Source organism: Aurantimonas sp. A2-1-M11 (assembly GCF_036549475.1).
Lineage (GTDB): Bacteria > Pseudomonadota > Alphaproteobacteria > Rhizobiales > Rhizobiaceae > Aurantimonas.
In genome coordinates, this window is sequence record NZ_JAZHLI010000016.1 from 1 (window position 1) to 12,376 (window position 12,376).

11 protein-coding genes and 1 pseudogene are annotated in these 12,376 nt (G+C 64.7%); 6 read left to right on the forward strand and 6 right to left on the reverse strand.

What is annotated here, in order from left to right:
- Window positions 1-122: 122 nt before the first annotated feature.
- The 3 genes and pseudogenes from VQ042_RS25970 to phnE (VQ042_RS09445) form a co-directional block, all read left to right on the forward strand.
- Window positions 123-512, forward strand: a pseudogene (locus tag VQ042_RS25970) (phosphonate ABC transporter ATP-binding protein); the annotation flags it as partial.
- 305 nt (window positions 513-817) lie between these two features.
- Window positions 818-1,633: a phosphonate ABC transporter, permease protein PhnE gene (gene phnE / locus VQ042_RS09440; protein WP_331818513.1), complete on the forward strand. Its 816-nt coding sequence runs from the start codon at window positions 818-820 to the stop codon at window positions 1,631-1,633.
- Between the two features lie 62 nt (window positions 1,634-1,695).
- Window positions 1,696-2,436: a phosphonate ABC transporter, permease protein PhnE gene (gene phnE / locus VQ042_RS09445; protein ID WP_331818657.1), complete on the forward strand. Its 741-nt coding sequence runs from the start codon at window positions 1,696-1,698 to the stop codon at window positions 2,434-2,436.
- A gap of 38 nt (window positions 2,437-2,474) precedes the next feature.
- On the opposite strand, the gene VQ042_RS09450 is transcribed toward phnE (VQ042_RS09445), so the two are convergent.
- The 6 genes from VQ042_RS09450 to dctP form a co-directional block, all read right to left on the reverse strand.
- Complete coding sequence (locus tag VQ042_RS09450) at window positions 2,475-3,524, reverse strand: permease (RefSeq protein ID WP_331818515.1); 1,050 nt, start codon at window positions 3,522-3,524, stop codon at window positions 2,475-2,477.
- A 54-nt stretch (window positions 3,525-3,578) separates the two neighbouring features.
- Window positions 3,579-3,896 carry an ArsR/SmtB family transcription factor gene (locus VQ042_RS09455; protein ID WP_331818517.1) on the reverse strand — a complete coding sequence of 106 codons (318 nt, stop codon included), beginning with the start codon at window positions 3,894-3,896 and terminating at the stop codon, window positions 3,579-3,581.
- Between the two features lie 772 nt (window positions 3,897-4,668).
- A complete protein-coding gene (locus VQ042_RS09460) occupies window positions 4,669-5,112 on the reverse strand; it encodes a type II 3-dehydroquinate dehydratase (RefSeq protein WP_331818519.1) in 444 nt (147 codons plus the stop codon).
- A gap of 24 nt (window positions 5,113-5,136) precedes the next feature.
- The gene (locus VQ042_RS09465; protein ID WP_331818521.1) at window positions 5,137-6,429 is read right to left on the reverse strand and encodes a TRAP transporter large permease; all 1,293 of its coding nucleotides are present in this window, start codon (window positions 6,427-6,429) and stop codon (window positions 5,137-5,139) included.
- Window positions 6,429-6,938 (reverse strand): TRAP transporter small permease, encoded by a 510-nt coding sequence (locus VQ042_RS09470; RefSeq protein ID WP_331818523.1) that lies wholly within the window; start codon window positions 6,936-6,938, stop codon window positions 6,429-6,431. The genes VQ042_RS09465 and VQ042_RS09470 overlap by 1 nt, the downstream gene beginning before the upstream one ends.
- Window positions 6,939-7,053: 115 nt before the next feature.
- Entirely contained in the window at window positions 7,054-8,040 is a 987-nt protein-coding gene (gene dctP, locus VQ042_RS09475; RefSeq protein WP_331818525.1) for a TRAP transporter substrate-binding protein DctP, read from the reverse strand.
- A 205-nt stretch (window positions 8,041-8,245) separates the two neighbouring features.
- Between dctP and VQ042_RS09480 the strand changes: the two genes are divergently transcribed.
- The 3 genes from VQ042_RS09480 (at window position 8,246) to VQ042_RS09490 (ending at window position 11,782) form a co-directional block, all read left to right on the forward strand.
- A complete protein-coding gene (locus VQ042_RS09480; RefSeq protein WP_331818659.1) occupies window positions 8,246-8,923 on the forward strand; it encodes a GntR family transcriptional regulator in 678 nt (225 codons plus the stop codon).
- A 139-nt stretch (window positions 8,924-9,062) separates the two neighbouring features.
- Window positions 9,063-9,899, forward strand: a complete 837-nt coding sequence (locus tag VQ042_RS09485) for a shikimate dehydrogenase family protein (protein WP_331818527.1) — start codon at window positions 9,063-9,065, stop codon at window positions 9,897-9,899.
- On the forward strand, window positions 9,896-11,782 hold the full coding sequence (locus VQ042_RS09490) for a bifunctional sugar phosphate isomerase/epimerase/4-hydroxyphenylpyruvate dioxygenase family protein (protein ID WP_331818529.1): 1,887 nt from the start codon (window positions 9,896-9,898) through the stop codon (window positions 11,780-11,782). The genes VQ042_RS09485 and VQ042_RS09490 overlap by 4 nt, the downstream gene beginning before the upstream one ends.
- The last annotated feature ends 594 nt before the right edge of the window (window positions 11,783-12,376 follow it).

Sequence of the window (12,376 nt, forward strand, 5' to 3'; positions counted from 1 at the left end):
GCGGCGGAATCCCGCCAAACTGTCGATGACAAACAAACGATTGAAGGCCGGGTGGAACGAAAAATTCCTCGTCAGCCTCATCTCGTGAAATTCAACTCACCCGATTCCCCTGCATCCGCTGCATCAACCGGCTGGTCGAGCCGACCGGCGGCAGCGTGCGCCTGAACGATCTGGACGTCACCAAGCTCGGCCGCGGCGAACTGCGCAAGGTGCGGCGCCGCATCGGCATGATCTTTCAGGAATTTGCCCTCGTCGAGCGGCTGACGGTGATGGAGAACGTCCTGTCCGGCCGGCTCGGCTATGTGCCCTTCTGGCGCTCCTTCACCCGGCGCTACCCGCAGGCCGACATCGACACGGCCTTCGCGCTGCTCGACCGGGTCGGCCTGTCCGACCATGTCGACAAGCGCGCCGATGCCCTCTCGGGCGGCCAGCGCCAGCGCGTCGGCATCGCCCGCGCCCTGGCGCAGAATCCCGAGCTTCTGCTGGTCGACGAGCCGACCGCCTCGCTCGATCCCAAGACCTCGCACCAGATCATGCGGCTGATCGTCGAGATCTGCCGGGAGCGCACGCTGCCGGCGACCGTCAACATCCACGACGTCATGCTGGCGCGCATGTTCGTCGGACGGATCATCGGACTGCGCGCCGGCGAAGTCGTCTTCGACGGCCCGCCCGAAGCGCTCGACGACGATGCGTTGACCCGCATCTACGGCGAAGAGGACTGGACGCAGATGCGCGCCGCCGCCGATGATGATGCCGAGGACAGCGCCGCTGTGGCTGCGTTCGCGCAGCAACGCGAAGAGCGCATGGAGAGCCTGGCGTGACAGCTTCGAGCGGAACGGCGCCGCGCCGGACCTGGCGTCGGCCGCCGGTCCTGATTCCCGACCGGCGCTGGCGGATCGCCATCTATGGCGGCGCCCTGATCTACCTCGTCCTGGCCACGGCGACAGTCGACGTCGACTGGATGCGGGTGATGGAGGGCATGGACCGTGCCGGCCGTTTCATCCAGGGCTTCCTCGTCCCCGATTTCACCACCCGGGCCGGAGACATCTGGAAGGGCTTCGAGGAGAGCCTGACCATGACCGTCTGCTCGACGGTCGTCGGCATCCTCTTGTCTGTCCCGATCGGCATCGGCGCGGCCCGCAACATCGCGCCGATGCCGGTCTACGCCGTCTGCCGCGCGATCATCGCCGTCTCCCGCGCCTTCCAGGAGATCGTCATCGCGATCCTGTTCGTCGCCATGTTCGGCTTCGGCCCGTTTGCCGGCTTCATGACCTTGTCCTTCGCCACGATCGGCTTTCTCGCCAAGCTGCTGGCCGAAGACATCGAGGATATCGACGAGGCGCAGTCCGAGGCGATCCGCGCGACCGGGGCCTCATGGTGGCAGCTGGTCAATTACGGCATCCAGCCGCAGGTCATGCCGCGGCTGATCGGCCTGTCGCTCTACCGGTTCGACATCAATTTTCGCGAATCGGCCGTGATCGGCATCGTCGGTGCCGGCGGCATCGGCGCGACCCTCAGCACCTCGATGGAGCGTTACGACTACGATACCGCGGGCGCGATCCTGATCCTGATCATCCTCTTCGTCATGCTCGCCGAATACGGCTCGAGCACCATCCGCAAACGGGTGCAGTGATGCCGGTTTCGCGCACATCGGACGGACCCACCTGGCGACGCCGCACGCGGCAGTCGGACTAGCTGCGCTACGCGGCCTGGGTGGCGCTGGCGATCCTCTTCGCCTTCTGCTGGGAGGTGATGAACCGCGGCACGCTGTGGGTCTTCGTCGAGGACGCGCCGCAACAGGCGGCCGACCTTGCCGCCCGCTCATGGCCGCCGCGCTGGGATTATCTGCCGCGGCTCTGGGAGCCGCTGTGGGACACGATCAACATGGCAACGCTTGGCACGCTGATCGCCGTTCCCGTCGCCTTCCTGGCCGCGCGCAACACCACGCCCAGCACCACGGTGCTGCGGCCGTTGGCGCTGTTCATCATCGTGGCCTCGCGTTCGATCAACTCGCTGATCTGGGCCCTGCTGCTGGTCACCATCGTCGGGCCGGGCCTTCTGGCCGGCATCGTCGCGATCGCGCTCCGCTCGATCGGCTTCATCGGCAAGCTGCTCTACGAGGCGATCGAGGAGATCGACCAGGGCCAGGTCGAGGCCGTGCGGTCGACAGGCGCCAGCCAGGCGCAGGTCATCGATTACGCCATCGTGCCGCCGGTCCTGCCGGCCTTCGCGGGCATCACCGTGTTCCGCTGGGACATCAACATCCGCGAGAGCGCCATTCTCGGCCTCGTCGGGGCCGGCGGTCTCGGGCTGAACCTGCAGGCCTCGCTCAACATGCTGGCCTGGAGCCAGGTGACGGTGATCTTCGCCCTGATCCTGATCACCGTGCTGGTCAGCGAATGGGTCTCGGCCAAGGTCCGCCACGCGATCATCTGAGTGCCGACCGGCGAAACCAGGAGGCTTGCGGAGCTTCCTCACGCCATCGTCCAGAGCTGGAACATCAGCCCGGAGGCAAAGGCACCGATGAGCGACAGGGCGATATAGAGCGCGAAGACCTGTGGTTTGGCCAGCGCCCATACCGCCATCGCCGCCGGGATCGAGGTGACGCCCCCGGCGACAAGGAACGCCATGCCCGCGCCCGGCGCCATGCCCTGCTCGATCAGCCCGCCGACCAGCGGAAGTGCGGCGTAGCCGTTCAGATAGGCCGGCACGCCTACCAATGTCGCGGTCACGATGGGCAGGAGACCCTCGCCGCCTAGCGCGGCCGTCACCATCTCGGCCGGTATCCACGCCAGCATCAGGCTTTCGAGGATGAAGGCGAGCGTCAGCCACGTGGCGAGGAACAGGGTTGTGGCGAGGGCGGTCCCGCCGAATTTCGCCCGGCGCTCGCCGTCTTGCCAGAAACGCCAGACCACGGGCTTGGGCGCGCGGATCTTCGATCCGCCGCAGCCACCATTGCCGATTCCCTCGCGCAGCGGATCGGACAGCGCGCCGCCACGCGCCAGGACATAGACGACCGCCCCGCCGAAGAGGCCCAGCCCGATGGCTGCGACGGTCTTGGCCACCGCGAACTCCACATCGAGCACGCCCATGGTCAGGACGAACATCGACGGGTCCATGATCGGCGAGGCCAGCCAGAACGCCATCACCGCCGAGAGTGGCACGCCCATCGCCAATAGCGCCGCAATCAAAGGGATCACCCCGCAGGAGCAGAAGGGCGAGATGCCGCCCGCCAGCGCTCCCAACCCGATCATCAGCAGCGGCGCTCCGGTAAATGCCCTGGCGATCAGATTGTCCGCCCCGGTGGCATTCGCCCAGGCGGCTATGGCGATCGACAGCACCAGGAAGGGCGCCGTGCTCAGAAGCGCCCGACCGGCGAACAGCGCACTGTCCGAGGCCTGGGTCGGATCGAAGACCGCCAGCGCGGCAAGGATCAGCGCCGAAACGAGCCATATGCGCTGGTCCCGCCAGAGATACGTCAGCGTTGACCGGAGGCCGGGTGTGGAAAGCGTCGCGTCAGTCATCACCAAATCCCCGGATTTCCAGTTTTTTCAGGGCAAGAGAAATTGCTGGATGCGTCATGCGGCATCCTCCGCAGGCTGCACCGCCACGCCGGAACAGCATTCGGACGTCAGGAAGCCGAGCACCCGGCGCATCGCCGGGTAATCGACCCGGTTGAAGACTTCGCGTCCCTGCCTGTCCTGCAAGACAAGCCCCGCATCGACCAGCGTCGACAGGTGATGCGCGAGCGTCGAGGGAGCGAGGCCGAGATGCTCACCGATATCGCTGACCCTGAGACCGTCGTCCCCCGCCTTCACCAGCAGGCGGAAGATCGAAAGACGGGCATCATGGCCGAGGGCGGCAAGCGCACGGGCGTTGGGGCTGATCGTGGTCATGCCGCTAAAATAACTACAATACTGGTTTTGTAAAGGGTTCGTGGTCTGGCGCTACGCCATCCGCCGACGGTGCAATGTGTTCCGGTACCCGGCCTGGATGAAATCCTGATTATCGGGATCGTTGGCCGGTCGCGTCTGCCGCTCGTCTTCAGTTGGTTGCCGCCGGGCTCTTCACTGTCCAGGGCAGCCACCCTCCGCACAACTGACTGGCGCCTATTCAACGTGATCACTTGCCGGCGCCCGCCAGCCACTGCGCTTGGCGGGCGTCTGATCATACAGGCACCCGTTTCACCTCCTCTCGGCATCGAAACCATCGGCCCATAGAGCGTGATCGGAAGAGCGCGGCGAGTGCGGATCGAGAGCCGAGGCGCCTTCGGCGCGGAATGCTCTACGGCCTGCTTCCCAGACCGCCCTTTCGCATTCGGCGGCAGCGATCTTCTCGGCGAGGCCGTTAGCGGCGTCGTCCATGGGCAGTTCTCGACGTCCGCACACTCATCAGGCTGCCAACAAGGCCCCAACATCGACCCTGGTCAACGCTCTGTCATGCGGGTCGCCGTGTCAGCTGATCCTGGTATCCCGTCTGCCGCTCGATCCCCCGCATCACGGCTTTCCAGCGGCGCGCGGCATCCTCGGGATCGACCACCTTTGCGAGCCGGCGAAATGTCGGGGGCGGCGATCCGTGCGCCCTACGGCCCGTCCTCGGTGGCTCGTTGGAGCCGATCTATAATTCGGGGGACCTGAGTTGATGTGACGTCAATGAATATGGACGCGGCTACCCGTCTTCTCCTGTCAGTTCGAGCATCGCCTTGATGGCGGCCGGGTAACCCGCAGGACCCAGCCCGGCAATGACGGCGGTCGCCACCGTCGAGATCAACGAGCGATGATAGATCGCTTCGCGTCGATGAATGTTCGAAATGTGAAGTTCGATGATCGGGCCCGGAAACATTTTCAGCGCGTCGAGGATGGCAATCGAGGTGAAGGTGAAGGCGGCCGGGTTGATGACGATCCCGCGGGCCGGAAGATCGATCGCCGCGTGGATCCACCCGATGATCTCGTGCTCGGCGTTCGACTGGTGGAATTCGAGTGGAACGGTGCCTGCCGCCTGGCGACAGAGCACCTCGACCTGCGCGAGCGTCGTGCGGCCGTAGATCTCCTGCTCGCGCGTTCCCAGACGGTTCAGATTGGGACCATTGAGGACATGGATCGGGGCGGTCATGGATTCTCCTGCGTGGCGACCTGCTCAGCCCTGGTAACCGAACAGGCGCGGCAGGAAGAGAACGAGATCGGGAACGAAGGTGATCAGGGCGAGCACGACGAGCATCGAGATCAGGAAGGGCGTCACCTCGCGCACCAGCTCGCGCAGCGAGACCTGCGCGATATTGGTCATGATGAACAACAGCAGCCCGTAGGGCGGGGTGATCAGGCCGAGCATGATGTTGACGACGCACAGAATGCCGAAATGCACGAGATCCACGCCGAGAAGCTGGGCTGTGGGGATCAGGACGGGCACCACGATGAGAAGGATCGTCGTCCCTTCCAGGAGGCAGCCCAGGACGAGGAGAAGCACGTTCACGACAAGCAGGAAGGTCGTCGGAGAGAGGTCATAGGCCTCAAGGGTCGCGCTGACCGCCCGGGGAATGTTCTCGACGGTCACGACGTAGTTGAAGACCAGCGCTCCGGCGATCAGCATCCCGATCGAAGCCGTCGTGCGGGCGCTGGCCAGCAGCGAGCGGTACGTGCCGGCCCAGCTCGCGGTTCGATAGAGCAGGGCGGAAATGAGGAAGGCATAGGCGGCAGCGATCGCGGCCGCCTCGGTCGGCGTCGTCACGCCGCTGTAGATGCCGCCGAGCAGGACGACGGGCATCATCAGCGCCGGGAAGGCGCGCAAGGTGATGCCCGGGATTTTCCGGAGCGGGACGGGTTCCTCCACCGGGAAGTTCCGGCGCCGAGCGACCGTCGCGATGATCCCCATCTGCGCCAGCCCCATCAGCAGCCCCGGCACGATCCCGGCGAGGAAGAGGTAGCCGATCGACGCATCCGACACGAGCGAGTAGATGACGACGGGGATCGAGGGCGGAATAATCGGGCCGATGACGGCGGAGGCCGCGGTCAGGGCGGCCGCGAAACTCGGCGGATACCGGCCGCCAGCGGTCATCATCTTCTGCATCATCTTGCCGGTGCCGGCTGCGTCCGCGATGGCGGAGCCGGACATGCCGGCGAAGATGATGCTCTGGACGACGTTGACCTGCGCCAGGCCGCCGCGGAACCGGCCGACGAGGGCGTTGCAGAAGGCAAGCAGCCGCTCGGTCATCGAGCCGCTGTTCATGATCTCCGCCGACAGGATGAACAGCGGAACGGCGAGCAGGATGTAGCTCGTATACATGCCGTTCAGGAGCTGTTCCGCGACCGTCCCCATGTCGAGGCCCGCAAGGAACAGGTAGAGGATCGAGCCGCCGATCATGGCGTGTCCGATCGGCAGACCGAGCAGACTGAGGGCCACGATCGCCAGAATGCAGAGCGAGAAGGGGCTCATCAGACGCCGGAACCCGGCATCGTGAGATCGGGCTCGCTCGTCCTGCCACGCAATGCCGTCCAGAGGATCCAGCCGTACCGGACGATGACCGCGAGGGCGAACAGGACGTAGATGGAATAGAGAAGGTCGAAACGGATCTTGAGATAGGCCGTCGCCTGTACCTTCATGAAGGTCACGTAGTCGATGACGGCCGGCAGGGACCCGAGATAGAGAGCGAGGATCGTGATCGCAGTGACGATCGTCATGATCCTTCGGGCTCGGCCGGGGACCGATCCGTAGACGAGGTCGAACCGGATTTCCTCGTCCTCGCGCACGACGAAGGCGGCGCCCCAGAGGACCATCCAGACCCACATCACCACCGTCAGTTCCGACGTCCAGCCCACCGGCCAGTTCAGGATGTAGCGCGAGACGATCTGGAGCAGGAAGGCGAGGAACATCACGGCGAGCATCAGCGCAAGAAGATTCTCGGCGCGGCGGCGCAGCCAGGCGCCGGCTTTGTTGGCATCCATGCGATGCAAAATCTCCTCCCCACGCCTGAATCGGTGGCCGCGCGCCCCAAGAGGCAGATCGCGGCCACCCATGCAGGATGCTATCGGGTGTCCTGGCGAGACGGAAAGGGCATGATCAGAGCGCGTTGATGCGCTCGAGCATCCCCTCGGGCCAGTTCGTGGCAAGGTCGGATTCGGAATACATCTTCTGGGCGTGGGTCCGGAACGCCTCGACGTCGGGCTTGTACAGTTTCAGGCCGCGCTCCTCGAAGGACGTCGCCAGTTCCTCTTCCTGCCTGAGGTGCTCCGCCGTGCTCCACTCGATGGCCTCGTCAGCGGCGGCCTGGAACGCCTCCTGCTGCTCCGGCGACATCCCGTTCCAGACGTCCGAGGAGACCGTCAGAAGGTCGTAGCCGACGAGGTGGGAGGTCAGCACGATCTGCGACATGACCTCGAAGAACTTCATGTTCTCGACGTTCGGGAGCGGATTGTCCTGACCATCGATCGCACCGGTCTGGAGGCCGGTATAGACTTCGGCATAGGCCATCGGGGTCGGATTGGCTCCGAGTGCCTGTCCCAGGAACTGCCATGCGTCGCCGCCCGGCATGCGCAGCTTGATCCCGGCCATGTCAGCCGGCGTCTCGATCGTCTTGTCGGATTTCAGGCCCACCTGCCGCGTGCCGAAATAGGTCGGCCCGAGGATATGCACGCCGAGTTGGTCCTCGACCATCGTCTTCATTTCTTTGCCGGCATCGCTGTCGAAGAATTCGCGCAAATGATCGGCGTCCCGGAAGAGATAGGCCGAGGTCAGGATCGACCATGCGGGAACCTGGTTGGCGATGTCCTGGGGCGCGATGTTGCCCATCTCGAGATTGCCACGCTGCAGGGCAACCAGTTCCGTGCCCTGCTTGAACAGATTGCCGCCGTAGAAGCCTTCGAACGCATAGTCGTCGCCGATCGCGTCAGCGAACTTCTTCATCATCTCCGCCCGGATGTCCTGCTCGGAGAAGACGGCTGAGAAGCGGATTTGCTGCTTGTCCTGCGCTGCGGCTGGAACCGCGAGAGCGAAAAGCATGGCAGCGCTCGCTGCCAGCGCAGTGCGGCGTGTGATGGACAAAATCATGTGTCTCCTCCCGGTCGACATTCCGATGGCCTCCCAGCCACCTCTCCGGCTATTCTTCGCACCGGTTTTACCGAGTTTCAATACGTCATCAAGATTTTGTCCGGTGATTATGGTTTCGTATGACGGTTCAAGCCTGCTCACGGCTTGCAACCGCCGACCCGAGGGGCGAAAACTGTCCGACGCTCTCTTCTCGTGTGAACAGAACATGCTCATGACATCCGCCGACCTTCCCATCGAAACCACCGGAGAGAATGCGTATCGGCGGATCAGGGCGGACATCGTCTTCGGTCGCCTCGCACCCGGCCAGAAGTTGCGGCTGGAACGGCTGAAGGACGACTACGGCGCCAGCGTGAGCACGCTTCGCGAGATCCTGAACCGGCTCTCCTCCGAGCGTCTGGTAACCGCTGAAGGGCAACGCGGCTTCGAGGTCGCGGCGGTCTCCATCGCTAATCTGAAGGAGGTGGCGGCTTTGAGGATGCTCCTCGAGGAACATGCACTCGAGCATTCCTTCGTGGCCGGAGACATGGAGTGGGAAGGCCGCGTCGTCGCCGCTCACCACAAGCTCGCCGTGATGGAGCGGCGCATGAAGGCGGGCGATCGCAGCGAGACGGAGCTGTGGAAGCGCTACGACTGGGAATTCCATCAGGCCCTGATCTCGGCCTGCGGGTCGCGCGAGCTCATGGAGACGCATGCGGCGGTCTTCGACAAGTACCTGCGCTACCAGATGATTGCGCTGTCGTTTCGCGGCGATATCGCCGCCGGCGAGCACAAGGCGCTGCTGGATGCGGCGCTCGACCGGGACGCCGTCACTGCGAAATCGGTCCTTGCGCGGCATGTCGAGGGCGGGGTGGAGCACGCGCTGGCGACCGGGACCATCGGATGACATCCCACTGTCCTCGGGATTGGCCTTTGCATCCGTAATCGTCATACGATCCGCATAATGCCGGTTGAAAATTTCGAGCATCTCGCTATCGTTTCCATTGCCGTCCAGCGATGGTGGCGGTGGGGAGGTGGCAGTGTCCGTGGTGCAATTAGGCCTGATCGGCGACAACATCGCACGCTCTCGATCCCCCGCGCTGCACGTCGAGGCCGGGCGCCTGTGCGGCCTGGAGGTGACCTATGAGCGCCTGATACCGATCGATCTCGGGCGCGACTTCGCCTCGGTCTTCCTGCACTGCCGCAACAGCGGCTATCGCGGGATCAACATCACTTACCCCTACAAGGAGGCGGTCGTCCGCCTGATCCGAGTGGATGACGTGCCGACGGCCCAGATCGGGGCCTGCAACACGATCCTGTTCGACGCCGACGTCCCGCGAGGCTTCAACACGGATCGCACCGGCTTCATCGCGGCCTTTCGCAAGAGCTTCCCCGGCGAGCAGCCGGGCATTGTCGCGATGGCCGGCGCCGGAGGCGTCGGCAAGGCACTTGCGTTCGCGCTGGAACGTCTCGGCGCCCGGGAGCTTCGGTTGTTCGACACCGACCGGGCAAGGGCATCGTCCCTGAAGACGTCGATCGAGGCGGCCGGCGCGGCGATGCGTGTCGTCGTCACACCGGACATTGCAGCGGCTGCGGCGGATGCCGACGGACTGGTGAACTGCACGCCGCTCGGCATGGTCGGCCACCCCGGCAGCGCCGTGCCAGCGGCTCATATGCGGACGGCGCGATGGGCCTTCGATGCCGTCTACACCCCGGTCGACACCCAGTTCGTGATGGATGCCCGCGCTCACGGCATCAGTGTCATGAGCGGCTATGAGTTGTTCTTCCACCAGGCCGTCGACGCATTCCGGCTGTTTACCGGCTGCGATGTCGATCCGGAAGCGCTCAGGGCAGCGCTCGGCCGGCAGGACGCGGCCGCATGAAGACCTCGATCGCCACAGTTTCGATCAGCGGCGACCTGCGGGAAAAGCTCGCGGCGATTGCGGCCGCCGGGTTCGAAGGGGTCGAGATCTTCGAGAACGATTTCCTCGCCTTCGACGGCAGCCCGGCAGAGGTCGGCCGCATGGTCAGGGACCATGGTCTGGACATCACGCTCTTCCAGCCGTTCCGGGATTTCGAAGGCATGCCCGAGCCGCAGCGCGCCCGGACCTTCGACCGGGCCGAGCGCAAGTTCGACCTGATGCAGGAACTCGGCACGGATCTGATGCTGGTCTGTTCCAGCGTTTCGCCGATCGCGCTCGGCGGGATCGACCGGGCGGCCGACGATTTCCGCGAACTTGGCGAGCGGGCCGCTCGGCGTGGGCTGCGCGTCGGATACGAGGCACTCGCCTGGGGAAGGCACGTCAACGATCACCGCGATGCCTGGGAGATCGTCCGCCGTGCCGACCACCCCAATATCGGGTTGATCCTCGACTCGTTTCACACCCTGGCGCGCAAGGTAGACGTCGAGACGATCCGGTCCATCCCCGGCGACCGGATCTTCATCGTCCAGCTCGCCGATGCGCCGCAGATCGACATGGACCTTCTGTACTGGAGCCGGCACTTCCGCAGCATGCCCGGCGAGGGGGATCTGCCTGTGGCCGCCTTCATGCGGGCAGTCGCGGCGACGGGCTATGACGGCCCGTTGTCGCTGGAGATCTTCAACGATCAGTTCCGCGGCGGCTCCCCGCGCTCGATCGCGGTCGATGGGCAGCGTTCGCTCGTCTATCTGATGGATCAGGTCGCGCGGACCGAGCCGGGGATCCGGTGCACCGTTCCCAACATGCCGGACCGCATCGCCATCGAGGGTGTGGAATTCGTCGAGTTCGCCGCCGACGAGGCAGAAGCCCTCGAACTGGCGGACCTGCTTGGCACGATGGGCTTCTTCCCGACAGCGCAGCATCGCAGCAAGGATGTGACGCTGTATCGTCAGCAGGGCATCAACATCGTCATCAATACGGAGAGGGAGGGTTTCGCGCACTCGTCCTACCTTCTGCACGGGGCATCCGCCTATGCGATAGGCCTGAAGGTCGAGGATGCCGCCGCAACCGTGGCCCGTGCCCGGGCGCTCGGCGCCGAACCGTTCGAACAGCGCCGGGGGCCCGGCGAACTGGCCATCCCGGCGATCCGCGGCGTCGGCGGCGGCGTGATCTACTTCCTGGACGGAAAGAGCGAACTGGCACAGGTCTGGGAGGTCGAGTTCGAGCCCACCGGGCGTGATGAGGGCGATGCCGGTCTCCTGCGGATCGACCATGTCGCCCAGACGATGAACTACGAGGAGATGCTGACCTGGCTTCTCTTCTACACCTCGATCTTCCGGACCCACAAACTGCCGATGGTCGACGTGGTCGACCCCGCCGGGCTCGTGCGAAGTCAGGTCGTCGAGAGCGAGGGGGAAGGGCTGAGGCTGACGTTGAACGGTGCCGAAAACCGCCGGACGCTCGCGGGGCGCTTCGTCGCCGACAGTTTCGGATCGAGCGTGCAGCACCTCGCCTTCGCGTCCGCCGACATCTTCACGACAGCGGACAGGCTGAAGCGCCTCGGATTCCGCGCGCTGCCGGTGACCGCGAACTATTATGACGACCTCGAGGCCCGCTTCGCCCTGGCTCCGGACTTCACCGACCGGTTGCGCGCCGCCAACATCCTCTACGACCGGGACGGGGACGGGGAGTACTTCCAGCTTTACAGCCCGACCTTCGGCGAAGGGCTGTTCTTCGAAATCGTGGAACGGCGCAATGGCTATGCCGGCTACGGAGCTGCCAACGCACCGTTCCGGATCGCCGCGCAGAAGCGAGAACTGCCGCCCCGAGGCATGCCGAAAATTTAGCGTCTGCACAGTCGAAGCCGCACAGGCTGGCGACGAAGTCAACCTACCCGAACGTACGATTGGCTCCTCGCAATTGTGTATCGGCCAGTCCCGTCGGTATCCGTGTCCGTGGACGCTTCCGTTGATAAGGGAAAGCGCGGAAACTCGTCGCCCGTCCGACCGGACGAGATTCCCCGGCAGCGGAACGCCGCCGCTGCGGCGCCGATACAAGCGAAGCTTCGCCCAGCGATCCGTTGTTCTCGCGACGTCTTGCCGAAGAAGGTCGCCGGGACGATGAGATATCGCTCGCGGCGGCAATGCGTTGGTCAGTCGAACCTTGCTTCTCGTCAGTGACGCGTCAGATCCGGTTGAGCGATTGGCGGGATGATCGAGGCGCAGAAGGCATGGCGGTACAGCCAATCACCGTACAGGGTGTCATTGCCTTCCCGCGATCAAGGAACGGGATGGGATATGTGGGCGTAAAGAGACTGCATGCAATCGGGCAACAGCCGCCGAGGAGGGCGCACGCTTGAACCAAACGGCGTGCCATACAGACCGACTTGAACGCCGGACATGCTTGATGTTCGCGCCTTTTTCTGCAGGGTAGCGGACCCG

Coding starts and splice junctions, on each gene's coding strand:
- VQ042_RS09450 (WP_331818515.1), bottom strand. CDS start 3,524: ATGACTGACGCGACGCTTTCCACACCCGGCCTCCGGTCAACGCTGACG.
- VQ042_RS09455 (WP_331818517.1), bottom strand. CDS start 3,896: ATGACCACGATCAGCCCCAACGCCCGTGCGCTTGCCGCCCTCGGCCAT.
- VQ042_RS09460 (WP_331818519.1), bottom strand. CDS start 5,112: ATGACCGCCCCGATCCATGTCCTCAATGGTCCCAATCTGAACCGTCTG.
- VQ042_RS09465 (WP_331818521.1), bottom strand. CDS start 6,429: ATGAGCCCCTTCTCGCTCTGCATTCTGGCGATCGTGGCCCTCAGTCTG.
- VQ042_RS09470 (WP_331818523.1), bottom strand. CDS start 6,938: ATGGATGCCAACAAAGCCGGCGCCTGGCTGCGCCGCCGCGCCGAGAAT.
- dctP (WP_331818525.1), bottom strand. CDS start 8,040: ATGATTTTGTCCATCACACGCCGCACTGCGCTGGCAGCGAGCGCTGCC.
- VQ042_RS09480 (WP_331818659.1), top strand. CDS start 8,246: ATGCTCATGACATCCGCCGACCTTCCCATCGAAACCACCGGAGAGAAT.
- VQ042_RS09490 (WP_331818529.1), top strand. CDS start 9,896: ATGAAGACCTCGATCGCCACAGTTTCGATCAGCGGCGACCTGCGGGAA.